This is a genomic window from Mesorhizobium sp. M0816, assembly GCF_040320005.1.
In the GTDB taxonomy this organism is placed as follows: Bacteria; Pseudomonadota; Alphaproteobacteria; order Rhizobiales; family Rhizobiaceae; genus Mesorhizobium.
Window position 1 is genome coordinate 62,358 of record NZ_JAMYOT010000013.1, and the last position, 24,110, is coordinate 86,467.

The window sequence follows — 24,110 nt, forward strand, 5'->3', positions numbered from 1 at the left end:
TCCATCGCTGAACCGCGATGGGGGTCGAAGGCGAAGGCTCGGCGATGCCGTTCGTCCGCACCGTCGTGCCAGGAACTGAAACTTGCCCCGAAACGAACAGGTTCTTGATCCTCGCCTGATGTCGTCCGGCAATGCTTATTAGGCAGTCGTTTCAAAACAGTTCATGGCAGGGGCAACTCCTCCCTGGAGCCGGATTCCTGGCGAGCATGCCTATCGGACGGCGAGGTCACCGTTTGCCCATTGCTGCGTGATGATCTCGGCTTGTTCGGCGAACCTGCCAGCCTCGATCGCTTCACGAATGTCGCGCATCAGCTGCTGGTAATAGGACAGATTGTTCCAGGTCAGGAGCATCGCCCCAAGCGCCTCTTGCGAGCGCACCAGATGGTGCAAATAGGCCCGCGAATAGTCGCGTGCGGCCGGGCAGTCGCTTTCCTCGTCGAGCGGACGCGGATCGTCGGCATGGCGGGCGTTGCGCAGATTGACCTTGCCGCGCCGTGTGTATGCAAGGCCGTGGCGCCCTGCCCGCGTCGGCATCACGCAGTCGAACATGTCGATGCCGCGCGCCACCGACTTCAAAATGTCGTCCGGGGTGCCGACGCCCATCAGGTAGCGCGGCCGGTCAGCCGGCAGCTCCGGGCAACTGATGTCGAGCATCTCCAGCATCACCGCTTGCGGCTCGCCGACAGCCAGCCCGCCGATCGCATAGCCCTTCAGCTCCATTGCCTTCAGCGCCTGCGCCGAGCGCAGCCGCAGATCCGGCACGTCGCCGCCTTGCACAATGCCGAACATCGCCTTGCCGGGCTGCTCGCCGAATGCCGTCTTGCAACGCTCGGCCCAGCGCAACGACAACTCCATGGCACGCTCGATCTCGTTCTGCTTGGCCGGCAGAGCCGTGCATTCGTCGAGCTGCATCTGGATGTCGGAATCGAGCAGCCCCTGGATCTCTATCGAACGCTCCGGCGACATCTCGTAGGCGCCGCCGTCGATATGCGAACGGAAGGTAACGCCGTTCTCGGTCAGTTTCCGCAGCTTCGACAGCGACATCACCTGGAAGCCGCCGCTGTCGGTCAGGATTGGATGCTGCCAGCGGGCGAATTCATGCAGGCCGCCGAGCCGCGCCACGCGCTCGGCGCCGGGTCTCAGCATCAGGTGGTAGGTGTTGCCGAGGATAATGTCCGAGCCGACGCCGCGCACCTGATCCATATACATGGCCTTCACCGTGCCGCCGGTACCGACCGGCATGAAGGCAGGCGTGCGGATTTCCCCGCGCGGCATGGTGATTGCACCACGCCGCGCCCTGCCGTCGGTCGCCAGCACCTTGAAGGTGAATGCGTCAGTCATTGAATTCCCTAGCCATCGAACTCCTTGTCGAATACCGGCGCGTCCGGGGCCTGCTTGTCGAGTGATTGCCGGTAGCGGATGCAGCCGCGCATGAATTTCGGCCACGGCGGCACGGCAATCGCCGGCTCGGTCTTTTCGGGCAAAAGCGACCAGAGGTCGGGATGATGCCAGCACAGATCATGGCCGGTGGCGTCGCGGTGTTGGCGGATTCCGGCGCGCAGTTTCCTGACCTCGGCGATCAAGGCTTCGCGGCCGAAGGTTTCCAGGTCATCGTCCATCGGTATCCTCCCTGAACAGAAGACTTGCGTCTCCATAGGAATAAAACCTGTAGCGGTTCTCGATCGCATGCGCATAGGCCGCGCGCATCGTCTGCAAACCGCAGAAGGCCGAAACCAGCATGAACAGCGTCGAACGCGGCAGATGGAAATTGGTCATCAGCATGTCTGCGGTCTTGAAACGATAGCCGGGCGTGATGAAGATGTCGGTCGGGCCTGACCATGCTGCCAGCCTGCCGTCCTCGCCAGCCGCGCTCTCCAACAAGCGCAGCGATGTCGTGCCGACGGCGATAATGCGCCCTCCTTTTGCTTTCGCCGCATTCAGCGCCGCGGCGGTTTCCGGGCTGACCGAACCGGTTTCGGCGTGCATCTTGTGGTCGGCGGTGTCGTCCGCCTTCACCGGCAGGAACGTGCCGGCGCCGACATGCAGCGTGACGAAACGGCGCTCTATGCCCTTGGCGTCGAGCGTCGCAAACAGCTCCGGCGTGAAATGCAGCCCTGCCGTCGGCGCGGCCACGGCGCCCTCCTCCTTGGCATAAATGGTCTGGTAATCGCTGCGGTCGCGTTCGTCGTCGTCACGCTTGGAAGCGATGTAGGGCGGCAGCGGGATGTGGCCGACGGCATGCAGCGCCTCGTCGAGGAACGGACCTGACAGGTCGAAGCCGAGCAGCACCTCGCCACCTTCTCCCTTCTCGATCACTGTCGCGTCGAGCTGGCCGAGAAAGCAGGAATTGGCGTCATGACCGAAATGGATGCGATCGCCGGCGGCGATGCGCTTGCCCGGACGCATGAAGGCGAGCCACCGGTCGGGCGCCATCCGCATATGCAGCGTGGCTTCGACCTGCGCTGCTGCTTCGCCGCGCCGCCTGATGCCCTTCAATTGTGCCGGAATGACCTTGGTGTCGTTGAAGACCAGCACATCACCGGCCTTGAGCAGGGCCGGCAGGTCGCGCACCGTCCGGTCTTCGAGCCCCTCACCCGGCCTGACCACCAGCATCCTGGCACTGTCGCGCGGCTCGGCTGGGCGAAGCGCGATGCGCTCCTCCGGCAGATCGAAGTCGAAAAGGTCGACGCGCAAGAAATCCCCGCCTCAAGGTTCCGGGCAGGTCACCGCCCAGGCGCCGACACTGTCTATGCTCAGCGTACCGCCCATTGCGAAGCTGGACTGCTCGCTGGCCTTGACCAGCCGCAATTTGGCGACGATCGAGCTGAGGCCCTCATCAGTGAGATCGATCAGCATGCGCTCGTCGTCTTCGAATGCCTGTCCAACGATGACTTTCGTTGAGCCTGCCTGTCCGTCCGTGGTCCATGTCTTGCCGCCGGCATCCAGCCACACACGCGCGACCGCAATGACGGCCGTGTGTCCCATCAAAACATCAATCGATGCCGCGCCGCCGTCGGCGCTGCAGACGATCGATTCCGTCGCCAGCGCCGGGGTGGCAGCCGCGACGAGCACAAATGCGATGGCCGCGACAGCCCGGCCGGTCATTTCACGTCGGCCGCGACCTTGAGCGACACGATCTTGTCAGGATCCTGCACCGGTTCGCCGCGCTTGATCTTGTCGACGTTGTCCATGCCTTCGATGACCTGGCCCCATACCGTGTACTGGCGGTTGAGGAAGGCGGCATCGTCGAAGCAGATGAAGAACTGCGAATTGGCCGAGTTCGGGTTCTGCGAGCGCGCCATCGAGCAGGTGCCGCGGCCGTGGTTGGCGTTGGAGAACTCGGCCTTCAGATCGGGCTTGTCGGAACCGCCAGTGCCGGCGCGCGATGGCGCGAAAGACGGCTTGTTGGAATTGCCGAACTTCACGTCGCCGGTCTGCGCCATGAAGCCGTCGATGACGCGGTGGAAGACCACGCCGTCATAGGCGCCTTCGCGTACCAGTTCCTTGATACGGCCGACATGGCCGGGCGCCAGATCTGGAAACAATTCGATGACGACCTTGCCCTTGGTCGTGTCCATGATAAGCGCGTTCTCGCGGTCCTTGATTTCGGCCATGTCAGAAATATCCTTTTGAACAATTGGGGTTACTTGCCGTCCGCGGCGATGCGCACCTTGATCATGCGATCGGGGTCGGTCACCGTCCCGTTCTGCGCCTCGTCGCCTTTCTTGATGTGGTCCACCAGCTCCATGCCGCTGACGACATTGCCAACGATGGTGTACTGGCCATCGAGCGGCGGTGCCGGCGCGAACATGATGAAGAATTGCGAATTGGCGGAATTCGGATCGTCGGAGCGGGCCATGCCGACCACGCCGCGCTGGTAGTGCTCGGTGCTGGAGAATTCGGCCGGCAGGTCAGGAAGATCGGAGCCGCCGGTGCCGACAGCGTCGGCATTGAAGCCGCTCTTCATGTTGCCGAACTTGACGTCGCCGGTCTGCGCCATGAAGCCGTCGATGACGCGGTGAAAGGCGACGTTGTCGTAGGCGCCCTGGCGCACCAGCTTTTTGATCTGCGCGACGTGCTTCGGCGCAAGGTCGGGCCTCAGCGCGATGGTCACGTCGCCGTCCTTCAGCGTTACGATCATGGTGTTTTCCGGATCGGCGGCAAAGGCCGACACGGATGCGGTCACAAGACCGGCAAGCACGGCAAGCAAGAAGGCAAGCTTTTTCAGCTGCATGGGATCTTTCTCCGAATATCTTCGTTCATGCATGTCGTTACCCAAAGCCGGGTTCCACTTTTGGGTGACATGCATTTATTTCGCGAATTTGGCGGTGAGCGCGCCGGCCACGGCCGCCGGCACGAAGGGGCGGATGTCGCCTCCCATCGAAGCTATCTGGCGCACAAGTGTGGCGGTAATGGTGCGCACTGAAGGGCTGGCGGGCAGGAACACGGTCTGCAGCTCCGGCGCCATGGTCTCGTTCATGCCGGCCATCTGCATCTCATAGTCAAGATCGGTGCCGTCGCGCAGGCCGCGGATGATGATCGAGGCGCCATGCTTCCTGGCCGCATCGATCACCAACCCGTCGAAGGCGACTACTTTGATACGCGCACCGTCGCTGCCGAATTCCGCCTTCGCGGCCGTTTCGATCAGGCCAACCCGTTCCTCGAAGGAAAACAACGGCTTCTTGCCGGGATGGATGCCGATCGCCGCATAGATTGTATCCGCCACGGCCAGCGACGCCTTCAGCACGTCGAGATGGCCGTTGGTCAGCGGGTCGAAAGAGCCGGCATAAAGGGCGATGCGTTCGGTCATGGCAGGTGCTTCTAGCGAGCCTCTCCCCTAAAGGCAAATCCGATCGCCAGCCCGCCCCATGAACCTTTTGGCCGACGTGAACGACAGATGAATGTGCCGCTCACAACAGCTTCACGCAGTGTTCACTAAGTTGCAGCTGCAGAAGATGAAACCAAACACCCATCTAATCGTTGTTAGGCGCAGGAGAACACGCACATGCTGATCTACATGCTCGCCACCGCAATGACCGTCGCCATGCTGATCGCTACCGTATTCGGGTTGCATCAGGAAGCACAGCGCGTCCGCGCCAAGGCCAATACCAAGCGGTTCGAAGGCTTCGGCAACCGCAAGCCTTATCGCCACTTCTAGATTGCGGGTGTCTTCACACACCGGCCCATAGGGCTGGCGCCGTCGTGGCAAACTCACTCGACGGTAGTATCAGGCTCCCTACCTTCGGCATCGGCAACAGCGCCGCTTTCAGCATCGACACTCTCTTCGATCTCTTCATCCGCTTGCGGTTCTGAAATTCGCTCCACCGAAACGACCTTCTCGCCCTCTGCGGTATTGAAGATGGTAACGCCCTTGGTGGCGCGGCTGGCGAAACGAATGCCGTTCACTGGAACACGGATAACGGTGCCGCCATCCGAAACCAGCATGATCTGATCGTCATTGCCGACCGGGAAGGTCGCCACCAGGCGGCCGATTTCGGCCGTTTTCGAGACGTCGGTGGCGCGAATACCCTTGCCGCCACGGCCAGTCAGGCGGAAATCGTAGGACGATGAACGCTTGCCGTAGCCATATTCCGTCACCGTCAACACGAACTGCTCGTGCGCCTTGAGGAATTCATAGCGGTCGTCGGAAAGCTCCGCCTCTTCGCCGACCTCTTCATTGGTGAGCTGGATTTCTTCCTCCTCGCCGGCCGCGATGTCAGCAGCGAGCCGGCGTTCGGCCACCACCCGCTTGAGGTAGGCGGCACGCTCCGCCGGCGGCGCATCGACATGCTCGATCACCGCCATCGAGATCACCCGGTCGCCATCGGCCATCGCAATGCCGCGCACGCCGACCGAATTGCGGCTCTGGAAGACGCGTACGTCGCTGACCGGAAAGCGGATGCACTGGCCGGAACTTGCCGTCAAAAGCACGTCGTCATTGTCGGTGCAGGTCTCGACGCCGAGGATCTCGTCGCCTTCCTCGTCCAGCTTCATGGCGATCTTGCCGTTGCGGTTGACCTGGACGAAGTCCGACAGCTTGTTGCGACGCACGGTGCCGCGCGTGGTGGCAAACATGACGTCGAGCTCGCCCCAACTCGTCTCATCCTCCGGCAGCGGCATGATCGTGGTGATGCGCTCGCCCTGTTCGAGCGGCAGCATATTGATCAGCGCCTTGCCGCGCGATTGCGGGTTGCCGATCGGCAGGCGCCAGACCTTTTCCTTGTAGACGATGCCGCGCGAGGAGAAGAACAGCACCGGCGTGTGCGTGTTGGCGACGAACAGCCGGGTGACGAAATCCTCTTCCTTGGTCGACATGCCGGAGCGGCCCTTGCCGCCGCGGCGCTGCGCCCGGTAGAGCGACAGCGGCACGCGCTTGATGTAGCCGGAATGGCTGACCGTGACGACCATGTCCTCGCGCTGGATCAGGTCCTCGTCTTCCATGTCCGCCCCGCCCTCGGCGAGCTCGGTACGACGCGGCGTGCCGAACTCGTCGCGCACGGCCGTGAGCTCGTCCTTGACGATCTGCTGGACGCGGGCGCGGGACGACAGGATGTCCAGGTAGTCCTTGATCTCGTCGCCGATCGTGTTCAGCTCGTCGGCGATCTCGTCGCGGCCGAGCGCGGTCAGGCGCTGCAGGCGCAGTTCGAGGATGGCGCGCGCCTGCTCCTCGGAGAGATTGTAGGTACCGTCCTCGTTGATGCGATGGCGCGGGTCGTCGATCAGAAGAATCAGCGATTCCACGTCGCCCGAAGGCCAGCGCCGCTCCATCAACTGCTCGCGCGCCGTCTGCGGGTCCGGAGCGCTGCGGATCAGCTTGATGACTTCATCGATGTTGGCAACAGCGATGGCAAGGCCGACCAGCACATGGGCGCGGTCGCGCGCCTTGCGCAGCAGGAATTTCGTGCGCCGGCTGATCACCTCCTCGCGGAAGGCGACGAACGCCTTCAGCATGTCGGTCAGCGTCAGCAATTCCGGCTTGCCGCCGTTCAGCGCCACCATGTTGGCACCGAAGGACGTCTGCAGCGGAGTGAAGCGGTAAAGCTGGTTGAGAATGACATCGGCGACGGCGTCGCGCTTCAGTTCGATGACGACGCGGTAGCCCTGGCGGTCGCTCTCGTCGCGAATGTCGGAAATGCCTTCGATGCGCTTGTCGCGCACCAGCTCGGCCATCTTCTCGATCATCGACGCCTTGTTCACCTGATAGGGAACCTCGGTGATGACGATCGATTCACGATCGTTGCCGCGCGCCTCGACGTTGACGCGGCCGCGCATGACGATGGAGCCGCGGCCGGTCGAATAGGCGCTGTAGATACCGGAGCGGCCGAGCACGATGCCGCCGGTCGGGAAATCCGGCCCCGGAATGATCTCCATCAGTGCCGGAAGGTCGATCGCCGGATTATCGATGAGGGCAATGGCGCCGTTGCAGACCTCGCCCAGATTGTGCGGCGGGATGTTGGTAGCCATGCCGACGGCGATACCGCCGGAGCCGTTGACCAACAGGTTCGGAAAGCGCGCCGGAAGGACTTTCGGTTCGCTGCCCGACGCATCGTAAGTGTCCTGGAAATCGACGGTGTCCTTGTCGATGTCTTCCAGCAACTCATGCGCGACCTTGGTCAGCCGCGATTCCGTGTAGCGCATCGCCGCCGGCGGATCGCCGTCGATCGAGCCGAAATTGCCCTGCCCGTCGATCAGCGGCACGCGCAGCGACCAGTCCTGCGCCATGCGCACCAAAGCGTCGTAGATAGAGGCGTCGCCATGCGGATGGTATTTACCCATCACGTCGGCGACCGGGCGTGCCGATTTCACATATTTGCGGTTCCAGTGATAGCCGCTCTCATAGGCGGCGTAGAGGATGCGGCGATGCACTGGCTTGAGGCCGTCGCGCACGTCCGGCAGCGCACGGCTGACGATCACGCTCATGGCGTAATCGAGATAGGAGCGCTGCATCTCCTCGATGATGGATATCGGCTCGATGCCGGTGGGGCCGCCGTCGGCGCCGCGCGGTGTCTTTTGGTCGGTCAAATTGGATCACAATCTAATCAGGAATCACTTGGTGCTTATATAGGAAGCCGGCCCGAAACTCCAACAATCGCGGCAGTTTTCCAGTGTGGTTTTTAGCGGCAAATTCAAAAGGATAAACCAATTGCGACGATATGGCCGTGGCACCCTTTCACGGGCGTCGCCGGCGGGCGCGATAAGTACCCGGCGCCTCGCCCATCAGCCGCCGGAAACGGCGGTTGAAGGTCGACAGATCGTTGAACCCCGCCGCAAAGGCGATCGCCGAAATCGTCTGATCTGACGTCCGCAGCCGCACGGCTGCCCTGTGCAGCCGCGCTCTCAGCAGGAACTGGTAGGGCGTCATGCCGGCGACGTGCCGGAAGGTGCGCAGGAAATGGTAAGGGCTGGTGGCGGTCTCGTCGGCGAGTTCGGCAAGGGAGATCGGCCGGTCGGCATCGACTTCGATGCGCCGCACCGCTTCGGCAACACGCTTCTGGTCACGGCGGCTCGGCGTCCGTCCCCGATCCGTGGCGCTGCAAGCCGCTGTCACCGCGGCACCGGCAATGCGCAGGGCGAGTTCCTCGAACGCGCCGGTGTCGGCCATCTCGCGCGCCGCCTCCGCTTCGGCAAGCAGCGGCACCAGCGCCGGCAAGGGCGGCAGGCGCGGCGTGCCGAAATCGAGCGTCTTCGTGCCCGGCACGTCGGCGACGATCCGCTCCATATAGGCCGGTCCGAAATGGAAGGAGAGGCAGCGGTCGCCGGCGCCATGCTCGTGACCGCATTCATAGCATGTGCCGGGATTGCCGAGCAGGAGCGCGCCCGGCGCCAGCATCGCCGTGCCCTCGCGCGCACGATAGCGGAAGGTGCCGTTGGTTACGGCGGCAACGCAGAAATCCCGATGCTCCTCCTCGAATGGCCTGTCGGCGGCGCTGGCGGTGCAGATGACATCCGACACCTGCCAGCCTCGGCCCGACGCCAGCCTGTGCGCGCTCGTCGTCATCGCCGAAACATAGCAACTTTTCCCAAGCGCAGAACCCCTGTCGGCCTCTATGCTTGCCGGTCTCCTGACAAGATGAGAGCGAAGCCATGTCCAATTCCTTTGCCAAGGCCCTGCACAGCGATGGGCCCGTACCGGCCCTTGCCGAGAAACTGAATCTTTATGGCCGCTTCGTCGGCGCCTGGACGTTCGACGCCACGCGCCATCTCGAGGACGGTCAGGTGCTGACCGGGCGCGGCGAAGTGCATTTCGGCTGGGTGCTCGAAGGCCGCGCGATCCAGGACGTATGGATCCTGCCTGCCCGTGACGCCGGCCCCTCGCCCTCGCTCGGCAAATGGACCTTCTATGGCACGACGTTGCGCGTCTACGATCCCGGCGTTGACGCCTGGCACATCTTCTGGAGCGATCCGCGCAATCAGTACTACAGCCGCCAGCTCGGCCGTGCCGAGGGCGACACCATCATCCAGCAAGGCGCAGACGGCACCGGATCTGCTGTGCGCTGGAGCTTTTCGCGCATCACCGAAAATTCGTTCCGCTGGCTGGGCGAACGCTCACAGGACGACGGCGCCACCTGGCGTCTCGAAGTCGAGTTTCTGGCGCGCCGGGCCGTCAGCCCCTGATCCGCGCGGTTTCCACTGCCTCCGCTTTGCTCTACCAATCCCGTTATCCGGCTTTGCCGGCGGGGAGGGTCAGCATGCCGAGCTTCGACAGCCTGTTCAACGCCTTCGTCACCATACTGGTGACGATCGATCCGCCCGGCCTGGCGCCGCTCTTCCTCGCCGTGACCCGCGGCATGAACCGCGAGGAGCGCAACCAGGTCTCCGTGCGCGCGTCGGTCATCGCCTTCCTGGTAATGGCGTTGTTCGCAATCGCCGGCGCGTCGATCCTGTCAGTCTTCGGCATCACTCTGCCGGCCTTCCGCGTCGCCGGCGGCTTTCTGTTGTTCTTCATCGCCTTCGAAATGGTGTTCGAGCGCCGACAGGACCGCAAGGAGAAGATCGGCGACGTCGCCATCACCAGGGACATGATCCACAACATCGCCGCCTTTCCGCTGGCGATCCCGCTTATTGCCGGTCCCGGCGCGATTTCGGCGACCGTCCTGCTCTCAAGCTCGTTTCAGGGTTTGGGCGCGCAGACAGCCCTTGTCGGCATCATCGCCATCTGCCTCGTCATCACCTACCTGGTGTTCGTGCTGTCAGAGCGCATCGACCGTATCCTCGGCCAAACCGGCCGTTCGATCCTGACAAGGCTGCTCGGCGTCATCCTGGCGGCGCTCGCCGTACAGTTCGTCGCCGACGGCATCAAGGCGCTGATGGCGACGTAGGAACAGCCCTACTTCGCTGTCGTTTCAATGACTTCGAAGTCGTGGGTAATCTCGGCAGTCTTGGCCATCATTGCCGAGGCTGAGCAGTATTTCTCGATCGAAAGCCCGATCGCCCGCTTCACCTTGTCGTGTGATAGCGCCCGGCCCTTGACGACAAAATGCATGTGAATGCGGGTGAATACTCTGGGATCGGCTTCTGCACGGTCGGCATCGAGTTCGACTACGCAATCTTCGACCGCCTCGCGCCCCTTTTCGAGGATATGGACCACGTCATAGGCCGAGCAGCCGCCGGTGCCGATCAGCACCAGTTCCATTGGGCTCGGCCCCGGCGTCTTGCCCTCCGGCCCGAACGCAGTGCCTAGCACCAGCTTGTGCCCACTGGCGGACTCGCCAACGAAAGTGCGCTCCTCGACCCATTTGACCCTTGCCTTCACCTGATACGTCCTTTCACCGCTCAAACGCACAACGTCCCGAAAATCCAAGACAGATTTTCGGGACGCCATTTCGTGGCCAAGGTGCCGGCGCTTTTCGCCGCAAGGGCAGTCCGCCCCGAGAAATCAGAACGGGATTTCGTCGTCCAGCTCGCGCGACGAACCACCGCCGCCGCCCTTGTTGGCGCCACCGCGATTGAAACTTTCGCCCGGGCCGGACTGGCCGAAATCGGAACCGCGGCTCGCACCACCACCGGCATAGTTGCCGACCTGGCCCCCGCCCTCGCCCCGCGCATCGAGCATCTGCAGCTCGCCGCGGAATTTCTGCAACACGACTTCGGTCGTATAGCGGTCATTGCCGGTCTGGTCCTGCCATTTGCGCGTCTGCAGCTGGCCCTCGACATAGACCTTCATGCCCTTCTTCAGATACTGCTCGGCCACCTTGGCGATCTGGTCGTTGAAGATCACGACATTGTGCCACTCGGTCTTTTCCTTGCGCTCTCCGGATGTCTTGTCGCGCCAGCTTTCCGACGTCGCGATGCGGATGTTGACGACCGGGTCACCCGAATTCAAGCGGCGGATTTCAGGGTCCGCCCCGAGGTTGCCCACCAGAATGACCTTGTTGACGCTACCCGCCATGATACTTCTCCGCACTCATCCGAAACCAGATTTCTGTCGCTGCACCTTACAGGCTATGGACAATCCCTGCCTGCCGTCGCTGCCTTTTCCCACAACGTTTTTGTTCTCTTTTCGTTCTATAGGAGAGGCCCTGCACTGTCAATAGTTGTCAGTAAGAAGTAGTGTCTTGGTGTCGAATTTCCACAGACCATGGGATCGAGGCGAACTCAATGAAGATGGTCGCGCATGACGATCAGCCGCAAGAAGAATGGCGGACGGGAGTAAAGACCCGCATGCATGTCTCGGCCTGCAACGGCGCAACTCAACTTTGCATATTCGAACAATGGGTCGAACCCACGGTTGGCGCCCCGACACATTGGCACCCGGTCGAGGAAGTGCTTACCGTCATCGCTGGCAGGGCCGAGATGTGGATCGACGAAGAGCATCTCGTCTTGACTGCCGGACAGTCGCTTGTTGTTGCCGCGCACAGGCAACATGGCTTCCGCAACGTCGGCTCCGAATTGCTTCATATTCATGCTGTGCTCGCGTCACCAGTTTTCGAGGCGACGTTCAACGGATCCCCCGACATGGTGAGACGCTGGCTTCCAGCGAGTTTGTAAAAACCTCGCCTGTCTTAAAAAACACCGCCTGTCTTAAAAAACACGGCTTGCCAAACCGATAAGTATTGACTTATGCTTTCGGCATGATCGAAGCAGACATTTTTCGGGCACTAGCGGATCCAACGCGTCGCGCCGTCTATGAGCGGCTCGCCGACGGCGAGATGACGGTGTCGGAACTGCGCACTGGCATACCGGTATCGCAGCCGGCGGTATCGCAACATCTCGCAGTGCTGCGCGGCGCCGGCCTCGTGGTCGAGCGCCGGGCCGGTCGCAATGCCTATTACCGCGTCGATCCGAAGGGGCTTGCGCCACTGCTCGGCTGGATCGAACGCTACCGTGCGTTCTGGCCAGAGCGCATCGAAAGACTCAAGACGGTTTTGAAGGACATGGACCAATGACCAGCCGAGGCACAGAACGCGCCGAAATGGCCGCAGACAAGATCGAGTTCGAGTGCGAGCTGCCCGAACCGCCGGAAAAGGTGTGGCGGGCGCTGACGGTGCCGGACCTGCTCGCGGCCTGGATGATGCCGAACGACATCAAGCCCGAAATCGGCAACCGCTTTGCCTTTAAAGCGCCGAATGCGCCGATCGAGTGCGAAATCCTCGACGCGGATCCCGGACGGCTGCTGCGCTATTCCTGGCGGGAGCGGCCGGCGCCCGGCGATACGCAGGTGCCGCCCGGCAGCCCCCTGGACAGCGCAATGAACGACAGCCCAGTGGACAGCATCGTCACCTTTACGCTCGACCGCACCGTTTCCGGCGGCACGCATCTGCGCATCGTCCATGATGGTTTTGCTCGGGCAGCAGTGCCGGAGATCGCGATGGCAGGCGCCGGTTGCCGGCTTTCGTTTGAAGCGCGCACTCCCAGACACAAGCAGATCGCCGCAAACACGCCGCGCCTCTTCCTGCGCGCGGCCTGAACGACAACAGTCAACGGAGAGAACCGATGAGCGGCCTTGCCAATCTGGTGCCAATGGTGATCGAGCAGTCGAGCCGCGGCGAACGCGCCTTCGACATTTTTTCGCGGCTGCTGCGCGAGCGCATCGTCTTCATCAACGGGGCGATCGACGACGGCACCTCGGCGCTGGTCTGCGCCCAGCTTCTGTCGTTGGAATCCGACAATCCCGACAAGGAGGTCTCGCTCTACATCAACTCGCCGGGTGGCGTGGTGACCAGCGGTTTCGCGATCTACGATACGATGCAGTATATCAGTTGCCCGGTCTCCACGGTTTGTATGGGCTTCGCCGCCTCGATGGCCTCGTTCCTTTTGATGGCCGGCACACCGGGGCGGCGGATCGCGCTACCCAACACCAGCATCGTGCTGCATCAGCCTCTCGGCGGTTTCCAGGGCCAAGCCTCCGATATCCAGCGCCATGCCGAGGGCATCCTTCGCACCAAGCGGCGCATGACCGATCTTTACGCCCGCCATTGCGGCCGCACCTACGAAGAAGTGGAACGCACGCTCGACCGCGACTTTTTCATGACCGCGCAGGAGGCCAAGGATTGGGGCCTCGTCGACCATGTTTTCGACACTCGCAAGCAGGCCGCATGAACGAGCCGGGCCGGCGGACGGAACTGACGCGATTGAGCGCCCGCAATTTCAGCGACATCGGTCTGGTCTTGCCGCTATCGCGGCACTATAGTCCGGCGATGACCGCCAGCCGCTCGTCCAGCCTGTTATGCCTTGCTATCGCTACCGTAGCCGGCACGAACATGCTGGTGGGTATGGCACTTGCCCAAGATAATTCGATGTCTTCGCAAAAGGGCGCCCTGCCCGGTGTGACCAGCGATTATCGCATCGCCGAGCCAGCGCCGCGGCCTGAGCCTGACGATATGGCTCCAGGCAGCGGCAACGGCACCTTCAAGATTGGCGATACCGACGTTCGGATTTCCGGTAGCATCACCATCGATGTCGCTACCGGCGGGATCAGGCCCTCCAGCCGCTAAGCTCGCCTGGTGTGAACCACAAATATTGCGCTTCAAACGAACAGCCCCGCCATTGCGTTTGCAACTGACGGGGCTTCTTGGATCTGAAATCCAAATTGCCGGGAGTGTACTGCCGGCATTTTATTTCGGATGCTTCGCGGCATTCAGCCGACGATCCGACTAGCAGTCTCTGATTTTATGGGGATCAGCAGGTCCGTTTGGCGGGCAGCGAAAACGCCTGACCCTGGCCACTTATACCTGCCGCGGCTCCAGCGACACGTGGAGCCTCAACGAACAATCCGGTGGAGTCATGCCTCTGCTCTCCTTCTGTTGGTTGCGACTGTCGTCGTCGAAGCGCTCATCGCATAACCCGCGGCGTCTCGCAGGCTAGCCCCAGGCCGCGAGGCCATCGAAAGACGGCCGGCTTCGTTGACGTCTGGAGTCTGCCCCCACGGTGCAGGGACGTCAACCTTGAATAGCCGATTACCGAAAAATGTGATCGCGAGACGTTTTGGGAAGCCGGCCCCACGGGCAGCTTTTGTCAGGAGCGTGTTCGGCCTTTGTTCTTTCCGCTTGCCCGTTCGCGCGAAAGGCGGTTAAACGCTTTGGTCGAGAGTTGTGGCGTCTCTCGAAAAGGCGGCGAAATTGCCTACATAGGGGGTGGTCGGGAAAACCCGCCCATCCCACGAATTCCAGATTCTGAGGCGGCGACCGGCGATGGCCGACCATAAATATCTCTCCATTCGCGGGGCACGCGAACACAATCTGAAGAATGTCGATCTCGACCTGCCGCGTGACAGCCTGATCGTCATGACCGGCCTGTCGGGGTCGGGCAAGTCGTCGCTTGCCTTCGACACCATCTACGCCGAGGGCCAGCGCCGCTATGTCGAGAGCCTTTCGGCCTATGCACGGCAATTCCTCGAAATGATGCAGAAGCCGGACGTCGACCAGATCGACGGCCTGTCGCCAGCCATCTCCATCGAGCAGAAGACCACCTCGAAGAACCCACGTTCGACGGTCGGCACCGTCACCGAGATCTACGATTATATGCGGCTTTTGTTCGCCCGCGTCGGTGTACCCTATTCGCCGGCCACCGGCCTGCCGATCGAGAGCCAGACGGTCTCGCAGATGGTCGACCGGGTGCTTGCAGTCGTGGAAGGCACCCGGCTGTTCATCCTGGCGCCGATGGTGCGCGGCCGCAAAGGCGAGTACCGCAAGGAGCTGCTGGAGCTGCAGAAGAAGGGTTTTCAGCGCGTCAAGGTCGATGGCGTCTTCTATGAGATCGCCGACGTGCCGGCGCTGGACAAGAAGTACAAGCACGACATCGACGTCGTCGTCGACCGCATCGTCGTGCGCGGCGATCTGGCGACGCGGCTCGCCGATTCCATCGAGACCGCGCTGAAGCTGGCCGACGGGCTGGCGGTGGCGGAATTTGCCGACAAGCCGCTCGACGCCAGCCAGACCGGCGAGGATTCGGTCAACAAATCGAAGAACGAGACGCATGAACGCATGCTGTTCTCGGAAAAGTTCGCCTGCCCGGTATCCGGCTTCACCATTCCCGAGATCGAGCCCAGGCTATTCTCCTTCAACAATCCGTTCGGCGCCTGCCCGACCTGCGACGGGCTCGGCAGCCAACGCGCCATTGATGCCAGCCTGGTCGTGCCCGACGAGAATGTCTCGCTGCGGGCCGGCGCCGTCAGCCCTTGGGCGAAGTCGAGTTCGCCCTACTATGCGCAGACGCTGGAAGCGCTGGGCGTTGCCTATGGCTTCAAGCTCGGCGACAAGTTCAAGGATTTGAGCGAGGAGGCAAAGCAAGCCGTCCTGCACGGCACCGGCGAGCGCGAAATCACCTTCCATTACGATGACGGCCTGCGCTCCTACAAGACGACGAAAACCTTCGAGGGCGTCATCCCCAACCTCGAGCGCCGCTGGAAGGAAACGGAATCCGCCTGGATGCGCGAGGAGATCGAGCGCTTCATGTCGGCCACGCCCTGCCCGGCCTGCCGCGGCTATCGGCTGAAGCCCGAGGCGCTCGCGGTCAAAATCGCCGGCAAGCACATTGGCGAGGTCACCGAGCTGTCGATCCGCAAGGCCGACCAGTGGTTCACCGACCTGCCTGCATCGCTCAACGACAAGCAGAATGAGATCGCGGTGCGCGTGCTCAAGGAAATCCGCGAGCGGCTGCGCTTCCTCAACGATGTCGGTCTCGACTATCTGACGCTGTCGCGCAACTCCGGCACGTTGTCGGGCGGCGAGAGCCAGCGCATCCGGCTGGCTTCGCAGATCGGCTCCGGCCTGACCGGCGTGCTCTATGTGCTCGACGAGCCGTCGATCGGCCTGCACCAGCGCGACAATGCCCGCCTGCTCGACACGCTGAAGCATCTGCGCGACATCGGCAACACGGTCATCGTCGTCGAGCATGACGAGGACGCCATCCTGCATGCCGACTACGTCGTCGATATCGGCCCGGCGGCCGGCATCCATGGCGGCCACATCATCGCGCAGGGCACGCCGCAGCAGATCATGGCGACCCCCGCCTCGATCACCGGCAAGTATCTGTCGGGCGAGCTCGAAGTGGCGACGCCGGCGGTTCGGCGCGAGGCCAAGAAGAACCGCCGGCTGAAGGTCGTCGGCGCGCGCGGCAACAACCTGAAGAACGTCACCGCCGAAATCCCGCTCGGCACCTTTACCGCCGTCACCGGCGTATCCGGCGGCGGCAAGTCGACCTTCCTGATCGAGACCCTGTTCAAGGCGGCGTCGCGCCGCATCATGGGCTCGCGCGAGCATCCGGCCGAGCATGACCGAATCGAGGGGCTGGAATTCCTCGACAAGGTCATCGATATCGACCAGTCGCCGATCGGGCGCACCCCGCGCTCCAACCCTGCCACCTATACCGGCGCCTTCACGCCGATCCGCGACTGGTTCGCCGGCCTGCCGGAGGCCAAGGCGCGCGGCTACCAGCCGGGCCGCTTCTCGTTCAACGTCAAGGGCGGCCGCTGCGAGGCCTGCCAGGGCGACGGCGTCATCAAAATCGAGATGCACTTCCTGCCCGACGTCTACGTCACCTGCGACGTCTGCCACGGCAAGCGCTACAACCGCGAGACGCTCGACGTCCTGTTCAAGGGCAAATCAATCGCCGACGTTCTCGACATGACGGTCGAGGAAGGCGTCGATTTCTTCGCCGCCGTGCCCGGTGTGCGCGACAAGCTGGAGACGCTGAAACGGGTCGGCCTCGGCTACATCCATGTTGGCCAGCAGGCAACGACTTTGTCGGGCGGCGAGGCGCAGCGCATCAAGCTTGCCAAGGAACTGTCGCGCAAGGCGACCGGCAAGACGCTCTACATTCTCGATGAGCCAACCACCGGCCTGCATTTCCACGACGTCGCCAAGCTGCTTGAAGTGCTGCACGAGCTGGTCGACCAGGGCAACACGGTCGTTGTCATCGAGCACAATCTAGAGGTGATCAAGACCGCTGACTGGGTGCTCGATCTTGGCCCCGAAGGTGGTGACGGCGGCGGCGAGCTGGTAGCGTCCGGCACGCCTGAGGACATCGTTCGCGAAAAACGCAGCTATACCGGGCAGTTCCTGAGGGAATTGCTGGAGCGGCGCCCCGGAGGCAAGCGCGAAGCGGCGGAGTGATGGCAAAGAACGGTCTCATCACGGTCCAAAGCCGCTTCGGCGTGGCCGAGACGATCGATCGCCTGGTCGGGACTGTGGAAGGTGCAGGATTGCTAGTCTTCGCCCGCATTGACCACGCCGCCGGTGCGCGCAGTGTCGAAGCTTCTCTGCGTCCGACCCAGCTTCTGATTTTTGGCAACCCGAAAGGCGGCACGCCGCTGATGCAGGACCGGCAGCTTGCCGGCATCGATCTGCCGGTCAAGGCACTGGCTTGGGAGGACGAGCAAGGCAAGGTCTGGCTCTCCTACAATGACGCGCACTGGCTCGCTGAGCGCCACGGCTTGGGCGACGCCAGTCGCAATGCCGTCGCCGCGATAGCGGCCGGCATGGACAAGGTGATTGCGGCCGCTGCCGGCGCGGGCCAGTTTTGATCATGAGAGCCGCTCGGGCCGATGATCTCCCCACGGTGATCTCGCTCACCACCGACGCCTACGCGCCCTACACTGCCCTGTTCGGAGCGCCGCCGATCCCCGTCACCGAGGACTATGCGCCGCGCATAGAACGCGGCGAGGTCTGGCTTTCGGAGCAGGACGGACAGCCGGCCGGCTTGATCGTTCTGGAACGACATGCGGACCATACAATGATCTTCAGCGTCGCCGTTGCGCCCGCCTTTCAGGGCAAGGGTTTCGGCATCGGGCTGCTCGATTGGGCCGAGCAACAGACGCGCTTGTGGAGCTTGCCTGAAATCCGACTCTACACCAATGCCAGAATGGAACGGAACGTTTCGTTGTATAAGGCCTACGGCTTTCGCGAAACGGGTCGCCGGCCCAATCCATATCGGCCAGGATGGACGATCGTCGACATGGCGAAAGCCGTCGAGACGACCGCCATCGCGTGATCCTTTTCTGCAAACCGGGAGGACGACCATGACTCAATCAGGAACAATCCGCGCCGGCATGGGCGGCTGGACCTTCGAGCCGTGGGACACGTCCTTCTACCCGGACAAATTGTCGAAGGCCAAGCAACTGCATTATGCCAGCCGGCAGGTGCCCACTATCGAGGTCAACGGCACCTATTATTCGAGCTTCAAGGAGCCGACCTTCGTCAAATGGGCCAACGAGGCGCCGGATGGTTTCGTCTATTCGCTGAAGGGCAACCGCTTCGTCACCAACCGCCGCGTGCTCGGCGAGGCCGGGGAATCGATCATGCGCTTCCTCGGGTCGGGCGTCGCGACACTTGGCGACAAGCTCGGGCCGATCCTGTGGCAGTTCGCGCCGACCAAGAAATTCGACCCGGACGATTTCGAGGCCTTCCTCAAGCTGTTGCCGGAAAAGCAGGACGGCGTTGCGCTGCGCCACGCGGTCGAGGTGCGCAACGACAGCTTCGTCGTGCCGGAGTTCGCCGCCTTGGCGCGAAAGCACAAGGCCGCCATCGTTTATGCCGACCACGCCAAATATCCGGGGATTGCCGACGTTACCGGCGATTTCATCTATGCGCGGCTGCAGACCGGCAGCGACGACAATTCCGATTGCTACACGCCAAAGGCGCTCGACGAATGGGCGGCGCGCGCAAAAACCTGGGCGGAAGGCAAGGTGCCGGCCGACCTGTCGCGCGCCGATCCTTCAACCGACGCGCCGGTCAAGCCACGCGATGTGTTCGTCTACTTCATCACAGAGGGCAAGGTCCGCGCTCCATTCGGCGCCATCGCGCTGATGAAGCGGGTCGCAGGCTGACGCCCCGCTGTCGGTGGTCCGCCTGGCCGGGTCCTCAATTACCGGCTATGCGGCGCGCTCGTCCGGACGCCGATCAACCCTGACGATCTCGTTGAAAGCATCGAGATCGACATAGAAGACCTTGGTGATCTCCGCGATGAGTTCGTCGTGGTCATACCCCTGCGATTTCAGAATGTTGATGGCTGTCAGGATATCGACGCGCTCCGTGAGCCGTCGTTTCTGGTAGTCCTCGACATAGCGCTCCATCGACTGGCCCTGGCTCCCAAGCACCCGAAATGTTGGACGACAACAGATCGCTGGAAGGGCTTGCGCGCAAGCGTGCCGACGCGGGCCGCGCCTTCCCCTGATCTGCCAAGTTGAAACTGGTACGGAAAGCGGCCGACTCACCAAGGCCAAGCAAAATCTAGCACGCAATCTGCAGCGCGCCAGAGTTGCAAAATAATGGAATCAATAAGAATTCAGACAGTCAGGAATTTGCGGACGTCCGCCCGGTCGAGATCCTCGGCGGGGCCGGTATGGACGATCTGACCGCGGTCCATGATGTTGACCTCGTCGGCCAATTCCCGGCAGAAGTCGAGATATTGTTCGACCAGAAGCACGGCGATACCGGCCTGGTCGCGCAGATAGCGGATGGCGCGGCCGATGTCCTTGATGATCGACGGCTGGATGCCTTCGGTCGGCTCGTCGAGCACCAGCAGCTTCGGCCGCATCACCAGTGCCCTGCCGATGGCAAGCTGCTGCTGCTGGCCGCCGGAAAGATCGCCGCCGCGGCGCGCGAGCATCTGCTTCAGCACCGGAAACAATTCGAAGACGTGACCGGGAATGTTGCGATCGGCGCGCTTCAACGGCGCAAAACCCGATTCGAGGTTTTCCCGCACCGTAAGCAGCGGAAATATCTCCCTGCCCTGCGGCACGAATGCGATGCCCGACCGGGCGCGATCATACGCCGCGCTCCGGTCGAGCGCCTTCCCCTCGAAGGCAACGCTTCCGCTCGTCAGCCGGTGATGGCCGACGATCGATCTCATCAAACTGGTCTTGCCGACGCCGTTGCGGCCGAGCACGCAGGTGATCTTGCTGGCGCCGGCCTTCAGCGAGACGCCGCGCAGCGCCTGGGCAGCCCCGTAGTGCAGCGTGGCATTGGAGACTTCGAGCATGGTCAGCGCTTTCTCCAACGCGTGAAGAACGAAAGGTCGAAATGATGGAACGGAACGCGCCAGACCATGTTCATCTCCCCAGATAGACTTCGACGACGCGCTCGTCGGCCGAAACGAAGTCGAGACTGCCCTCGGAAAGCACCGAGCCTTCGTGCAGGCAGGTGACCTTGACGCCGAGCTCGCGCACGAAATGCATGTCGTGCTCGACGACGATGACAGAATGGTCGCGCGCGATGTCCCTGAGCAGCCGCGCGGTTTCCTCGGTCTCGGCGTCGGTCATGCCGGCAACCGGTTCGTCGACCAGCAGCAGCTTCGGATCCTGCGCCAGAAGCATGCCGATCTCGAGCCATTGCTTTTGGCCGTGGCTCAGATTGGCGGCGAGTTCGTCACGCTTGTCGCCAAGCCGAATGATGCCGAGGATGTCGTCGATCTGCCGCACGTCCGCGGCCGAGCGACGATGGAACAGTGCCGGGAAGATCGAGCGCGGGCCTTTCAGCGCCAGCATCAGATTGTCCTCGATCGTGTGGCTTTCGAAGACCGTTGGCTTCTGGAATTTACGGCCGATGCCCATCATGGCGATTTCGGCCTCGTCGTGTTTGGTTAGGTCGACCTCACCGTTGAAGAAAACTTCACCCGCGTCGGGCCGCGTCTTGCCGGTGACGATGTCCATCATCGTCGTCTTTCCGGCGCCGTTGGGGCCGATGATCGCCCGCATCTCGCCCTTGTCGAGCACCAGCGAAAGGTTGTTGATAGCGCGAAACCCGTCGAAGGAAACCGACACGCCGTCGAGATAGAGGATGGTGTTGCTCTTCGACATCAGGCCATCACTCCGCCGGCTGCGGTTCGGCGCCGGAGGCCGACCAGTCGCCCGGCCTTCTCGCCGCCGAGCGGTCGGTTTTCGGCGGCACCGGCGCATCGGGATCGATGCCGACTTCCTCGGCAACCGAGGCCGCCCGCAGCGCCTTGGCGTTGCCGCGCCAGGAATCCCACATGCCGATGATGCCCTTGGGCAGGAACAGCGTGACGGCGACAAACAGTCCGCCCAGCGCAAACAGCCAGAATTCCGGCAGCACGCCGGTGAACCAGGATTTACCGGCATTGACCAGAAGCGCGCCGATGATCGGCCCGACGATGGTGCCGCGCCCGCCGACGGCCGCCCACACCACCACCTCGATCGAATTGGACGGCTCGAATTCGCCAGGGTTGATGATGCCGACCTGCGGCACGTAAAGCGCACCGGCGATGCCGGCCATCACCGCCGACACGGTGAAGGCGAACAGTTTGACGTTCTCCGCCCGCCAGCCGAGAAAGCGCGTGCGGCTCTCGGCATCGCGCACCGCCATTAAAAGCTTGCCGTACTTGGAACCGACGATTGCCCAGGTGACGAAGACGGCAAACGCCAGCATGACGGCGCTGGCCGCGAACAGCGCCGACCGCGTCATGTCGGCCTGCACGTTGAACCCTAGAATGTCCTTGAAATCAGTTAGGCCGTTGTTGCCGCCGAAACCCATGTCGTTGCGGAAAAACGCAAGCAGCAGCGCATAGGTCATCGCCTGGGTGATGATCGACAGGTAGACGCCGGTGACGCGGCTGCGGAAGGCAAACCAGCCGAAGACGAAGGCGAGCAGGCCGGGCACCGCAAGCACCATGATCGCGGCAAACCAGAAATGGTCGAAACCATACCAGAACCATGGCAATTCCTTGTAGTTAAGGAACACCATGAAATCCGGCAGCAGCGGATTGCCGTAGACGCCGCGCGAGCCGATCTGGCGCATCAGATACATGCCCATCGAATAGCCGCCGAGTGCGAAGAAGGCGCCGTGGCCGAGCGAGAGGATGCCGCAATAGCCCCAGACGAGATCGAGCGCCAAGGCGAGCAGTGCGTAGCAGAGGTATTTGCCGGTGAGCGCGACGATATAGGACGGCACGTAAAACGCACTTGTCGGCGAGACCGCAAGATTGAGCAGCGGCACGACGATTGCAACCGCCAGCAGGATGAAGATGGTGATGGCGACGCGGCGGTCGGCGCCGGCGGCAAAGAAGCGTCCCGTGATCATGCTTCCACCGACCTGCCCTTTAGCGCGAACAGACCGCGCGGGCGTTTCTGGATGAACAGGATGATCAGCACCAGGACGACGATCTTGCCGAGCACTGCTCCGGCATAAGGTTCGAGGAACTTGTTGACGATGCCGAGCGAGAAAGCGCCGACCAGCGTGCCCCAGAGATTGCCGACACCGCCGAAAACGACGACCATGAAACTGTCGATGATGTAGCCGCGGCCGAGATTGGGCGAGACGTTGTCGATCTGGCTGAGCGCGACACCAGCGATGCCGGCAATGCCGGAGCCGAGTGCAAACGTTAGCGCATCGACCCAAGGCGTCCTGATGCCCATCGAGGCGGCCATGCGGCGATTGGCGGTGACGGCACGCATCTGCAGCCCCCAGGGCGTGCGTTTCATCACGTAGAGCAGCACAGCGAACACGCCGAGCGCGAATACGAGGATCCAGAGCCGGTTCCAGGTCACGGCAAGCTGGCCGATATTGAACGAGCCGGACATCCAGGACGGGTTGCCGACCTCCTGGTTGGTCGGCCCGAAGATGGTGCGTACGGCCTGCTGCAGGATCAGCGACACACCCCATGTCGCCAGCAGCGTCTCCAGCGGCCGTCCATAGAGGAAGCGGATCAGCCCGCGCTCGATGACAAGGCCGACGAGCGCCGCCACCAGGAAGGCCAGCGGCAGGGCGATGACCAGCGACCAGTCGAACAGACCGGGAAAGGAATTACGGATAACCTCCTGCACGACGAAGGTCGTGTAGGCGCCGAGCATGACCATCTCACCATGCGCCATGTTGATGACGCCCATGACGCCGAAGGTGATGGCCAGGCCAATCGCCGCCAGCAGCAGCACCGATCCAAGCGATATGCCATACCAGATATTCTGGCCGGCATCCCACAGCGCCAGCGTCGAATTGATGTTGGCGATCGCCGCGGTCGCCGCGTCCTTCACCGCACCTTCGGAATTGGCCTCTACCGACGTGAGCAGCGACACCGCATCGCGGTCGCTGCGCGCACCGATGAGCCCGATTGCCACCAATTTATCGGCCGCCGGCCTGTCGGAAACGAGAACCGACGCGGCGCGGGCCTGTTCTAGCAGCGCCTTGACGCTTGCCACGCTCTCATTGGCGATCGCGGTGTCGAGCGGCTCGATGTTTGCCGCGTCCGGCGTCTTGAACATTGTGTCGGCGGCGGCAATGCGCACGGCCGGATCCTTGGAGCCGAGCGTCAGTGTGCCCAATGCATCGCGAATGACGCGGCGCAGCGTGTTGTTGACCTTGATCTTGGTGATGTCGGTCTTGGCAGCTTCGCCCGATCTTTCGCCGGTAAGCGCATCGAGCAGCTCGATGCCGTCGCCGCTCTCCTTGCCGACAAAGACCAGTGAATCGGCCTTGCGCACGTAAAGGCTGCCCTCCACAAGCGCGGCAAGCGGCCGTTCTACGGCCGGATCGCCGGTAGCCGCAAGCTCGCGCACCACGGCTTCTATCGCCGGAAAATTGGCGGCGGTGGCGAATTTGGCGATGACCACGCGCAGATCTGCTTCGCTGGCGTTCGACGGCAGCAGCGTCCCCAGGAGGAGGAGCAGCATCAGGCCAATCGCGCGGATCAGGATCATTGGTTTCTGGTCGCTCTTGAAG

General features: G+C 62.6%; 28 protein-coding genes. 12 read left to right on the plus strand and 16 right to left on the minus strand.

The genetic code is table 11. From position 1 onward, the window contains the following. Nucleotides 1-210: 210 nt before the first annotated feature. From tgt to coaD, 7 genes are all read right to left on the minus strand, one after another. Nucleotides 211-1,341, minus strand: coding sequence for a tRNA guanosine(34) transglycosylase Tgt (tgt, locus tag NKI17_RS20930; RefSeq protein WP_352906761.1), 1,131 nt, complete (start codon nucleotides 1,339-1,341; stop codon nucleotides 211-213). A gap of 8 nt (nucleotides 1,342-1,349) precedes the next feature. Then, nucleotides 1,350-1,619 carry a hypothetical protein gene (locus tag NKI17_RS20935; RefSeq protein ID WP_023674879.1) on the minus strand — a complete coding sequence of 90 codons (270 nt, stop codon included), beginning with the start codon at nucleotides 1,617-1,619 and terminating at the stop codon, nucleotides 1,350-1,352. After that, entirely contained in the window at nucleotides 1,609-2,694 is a 1,086-nt protein-coding gene (gene queA, locus NKI17_RS20940; RefSeq protein WP_352906762.1) for a tRNA preQ1(34) S-adenosylmethionine ribosyltransferase-isomerase QueA, read from the minus strand. The genes NKI17_RS20935 and queA overlap by 11 nt, the downstream gene beginning before the upstream one ends. Before the next feature lie 12 nt (nucleotides 2,695-2,706). After that, complete coding sequence (locus NKI17_RS20945) at nucleotides 2,707-3,105, minus strand: hypothetical protein (RefSeq protein WP_352568726.1); 399 nt, start codon at nucleotides 3,103-3,105, stop codon at nucleotides 2,707-2,709. Continuing rightward, nucleotides 3,102-3,614, minus strand: coding sequence for a peptidylprolyl isomerase (locus tag NKI17_RS20950; RefSeq protein ID WP_023674876.1), 513 nt, complete (start codon nucleotides 3,612-3,614; stop codon nucleotides 3,102-3,104). The genes NKI17_RS20945 and NKI17_RS20950 overlap by 4 nt, the downstream gene beginning before the upstream one ends. A gap of 29 nt (nucleotides 3,615-3,643) precedes the next feature. Then, nucleotides 3,644-4,234: a peptidylprolyl isomerase gene (locus NKI17_RS20955; RefSeq protein ID WP_352471695.1), complete on the minus strand. Its 591-nt coding sequence runs from the start codon at nucleotides 4,232-4,234 to the stop codon at nucleotides 3,644-3,646. A 75-nt stretch (nucleotides 4,235-4,309) separates the two neighbouring features. Continuing rightward, nucleotides 4,310-4,810, minus strand: a complete 501-nt coding sequence (gene coaD, locus NKI17_RS20960) for a pantetheine-phosphate adenylyltransferase (RefSeq protein WP_023674874.1) — start codon at nucleotides 4,808-4,810, stop codon at nucleotides 4,310-4,312. 195 nt (nucleotides 4,811-5,005) lie between these two features. Here coaD and NKI17_RS20965 point away from each other — a divergent pair, with 195 nt between their 5' ends. Continuing rightward, entirely contained in the window at nucleotides 5,006-5,158 is a 153-nt protein-coding gene (locus tag NKI17_RS20965) for a hypothetical protein (protein WP_254817366.1), read from the plus strand. A 53-nt stretch (nucleotides 5,159-5,211) separates the two neighbouring features. Here the strand turns inward: NKI17_RS20965 and gyrA are convergent, their stop codons facing one another. Then, nucleotides 5,212-8,022 (minus strand): DNA gyrase subunit A, encoded by a 2,811-nt coding sequence (gyrA, locus tag NKI17_RS20970; RefSeq protein ID WP_352906763.1) that lies wholly within the window; start codon nucleotides 8,020-8,022, stop codon nucleotides 5,212-5,214. A 148-nt stretch (nucleotides 8,023-8,170) separates the two neighbouring features. Beyond that, a complete protein-coding gene (locus NKI17_RS20975; protein ID WP_352682886.1) occupies nucleotides 8,171-8,998 on the minus strand; it encodes a helix-turn-helix transcriptional regulator in 828 nt (275 codons plus the stop codon). 86 nt (nucleotides 8,999-9,084) lie between these two features. On the opposite strand from NKI17_RS20975, the gene NKI17_RS20980 reads away from it, so the two are divergent. Next, complete coding sequence (locus NKI17_RS20980) at nucleotides 9,085-9,615, plus strand: hypothetical protein (protein WP_352455708.1); 531 nt, start codon at nucleotides 9,085-9,087, stop codon at nucleotides 9,613-9,615. A gap of 74 nt (nucleotides 9,616-9,689) precedes the next feature. Then, nucleotides 9,690-10,319: a MarC family protein gene (locus tag NKI17_RS20985; protein WP_023674869.1), complete on the plus strand. Its 630-nt coding sequence runs from the start codon at nucleotides 9,690-9,692 to the stop codon at nucleotides 10,317-10,319. 8 nt (nucleotides 10,320-10,327) lie between these two features. Here the strand turns inward: NKI17_RS20985 and NKI17_RS20990 are convergent, their stop codons facing one another. Next, nucleotides 10,328-10,753: an OsmC family protein gene (locus NKI17_RS20990; protein WP_352455706.1), complete on the minus strand. Its 426-nt coding sequence runs from the start codon at nucleotides 10,751-10,753 to the stop codon at nucleotides 10,328-10,330. A gap of 123 nt (nucleotides 10,754-10,876) precedes the next feature. Then, nucleotides 10,877-11,389 (minus strand): single-stranded DNA-binding protein, encoded by a 513-nt coding sequence (locus NKI17_RS20995; protein WP_023674867.1) that lies wholly within the window; start codon nucleotides 11,387-11,389, stop codon nucleotides 10,877-10,879. A 209-nt stretch (nucleotides 11,390-11,598) separates the two neighbouring features. On the opposite strand from NKI17_RS20995, the gene NKI17_RS21000 reads away from it, so the two are divergent. The 9 genes from NKI17_RS21000 (at nucleotide 11,599) to NKI17_RS21040 (ending at nucleotide 19,264) form a co-directional block, all read left to right on the plus strand. After that, nucleotides 11,599-11,988 carry a cupin domain-containing protein gene (locus NKI17_RS21000; protein WP_352906764.1) on the plus strand — a complete coding sequence of 130 codons (390 nt, stop codon included), beginning with the start codon at nucleotides 11,599-11,601 and terminating at the stop codon, nucleotides 11,986-11,988. Between the two features lie 83 nt (nucleotides 11,989-12,071). Further along, a complete protein-coding gene (locus tag NKI17_RS21005) occupies nucleotides 12,072-12,386 on the plus strand; it encodes an ArsR/SmtB family transcription factor (protein ID WP_352448759.1) in 315 nt (104 codons plus the stop codon). A 26-nt stretch (nucleotides 12,387-12,412) separates the two neighbouring features. Next, nucleotides 12,413-12,907: an SRPBCC family protein gene (locus NKI17_RS21010; protein ID WP_352646467.1), complete on the plus strand. Its 495-nt coding sequence runs from the start codon at nucleotides 12,413-12,415 to the stop codon at nucleotides 12,905-12,907. Nucleotides 12,908-12,933: 26 nt separating this feature from the next. Further along, on the plus strand, nucleotides 12,934-13,539 hold the full coding sequence (locus NKI17_RS21015; protein WP_352502501.1) for an ATP-dependent Clp protease proteolytic subunit: 606 nt from the start codon (nucleotides 12,934-12,936) through the stop codon (nucleotides 13,537-13,539). Beyond that, the gene (locus NKI17_RS21020; protein ID WP_352593513.1) at nucleotides 13,536-13,934 is read left to right on the plus strand and encodes a hypothetical protein; all 399 of its coding nucleotides are present in this window, start codon (nucleotides 13,536-13,538) and stop codon (nucleotides 13,932-13,934) included. The genes NKI17_RS21015 and NKI17_RS21020 overlap by 4 nt, the downstream gene beginning before the upstream one ends. 696 nt (nucleotides 13,935-14,630) lie before the next feature. Further along, entirely contained in the window at nucleotides 14,631-17,552 is a 2,922-nt protein-coding gene (gene uvrA, locus NKI17_RS21025; protein ID WP_352646465.1) for an excinuclease ABC subunit UvrA, read from the plus strand. Beyond that, nucleotides 17,552-17,962 carry a DUF302 domain-containing protein gene (locus tag NKI17_RS21030; protein ID WP_352568738.1) on the plus strand — a complete coding sequence of 137 codons (411 nt, stop codon included), beginning with the start codon at nucleotides 17,552-17,554 and terminating at the stop codon, nucleotides 17,960-17,962. Before uvrA ends, NKI17_RS21030 begins: the two co-directional genes overlap by 1 nt. Beyond that, nucleotides 17,959-18,429: a GNAT family N-acetyltransferase gene (locus tag NKI17_RS21035; RefSeq protein ID WP_352568740.1), complete on the plus strand. Its 471-nt coding sequence runs from the start codon at nucleotides 17,959-17,961 to the stop codon at nucleotides 18,427-18,429. Before NKI17_RS21030 ends, NKI17_RS21035 begins: the two co-directional genes overlap by 4 nt. 28 nt (nucleotides 18,430-18,457) lie before the next feature. After that, complete coding sequence (locus NKI17_RS21040) at nucleotides 18,458-19,264, plus strand: DUF72 domain-containing protein (protein WP_352568741.1); 807 nt, start codon at nucleotides 18,458-18,460, stop codon at nucleotides 19,262-19,264. 45 nt (nucleotides 19,265-19,309) lie between these two features. Here the strand turns inward: NKI17_RS21040 and NKI17_RS21045 are convergent, their stop codons facing one another. From NKI17_RS21045 to urtB, 5 genes are all read right to left on the minus strand, one after another. Further along, nucleotides 19,310-19,510: a hypothetical protein gene (locus tag NKI17_RS21045; RefSeq protein WP_023674857.1), complete on the minus strand. Its 201-nt coding sequence runs from the start codon at nucleotides 19,508-19,510 to the stop codon at nucleotides 19,310-19,312. Nucleotides 19,511-19,722: 212 nt separating this feature from the next. Beyond that, nucleotides 19,723-20,418 carry an urea ABC transporter ATP-binding subunit UrtE gene (urtE, locus tag NKI17_RS21050; RefSeq protein WP_352568743.1) on the minus strand — a complete coding sequence of 232 codons (696 nt, stop codon included), beginning with the start codon at nucleotides 20,416-20,418 and terminating at the stop codon, nucleotides 19,723-19,725. 70 nt (nucleotides 20,419-20,488) lie between these two features. After that, on the minus strand, nucleotides 20,489-21,235 hold the full coding sequence (gene urtD / locus NKI17_RS21055) for an urea ABC transporter ATP-binding protein UrtD (RefSeq protein ID WP_023674855.1): 747 nt from the start codon (nucleotides 21,233-21,235) through the stop codon (nucleotides 20,489-20,491). 7 nt (nucleotides 21,236-21,242) lie between these two features. Beyond that, a complete protein-coding gene (gene urtC / locus NKI17_RS21060; RefSeq protein WP_352568744.1) occupies nucleotides 21,243-22,475 on the minus strand; it encodes an urea ABC transporter permease subunit UrtC in 1,233 nt (410 codons plus the stop codon). Further along, complete coding sequence (gene urtB, locus NKI17_RS21065; protein WP_352574996.1) at nucleotides 22,472-24,088, minus strand: urea ABC transporter permease subunit UrtB; 1,617 nt, start codon at nucleotides 24,086-24,088, stop codon at nucleotides 22,472-22,474. Before urtB ends, urtC begins: the two co-directional genes overlap by 4 nt. Nucleotides 24,089-24,110 lie beyond the last annotated feature (22 nt).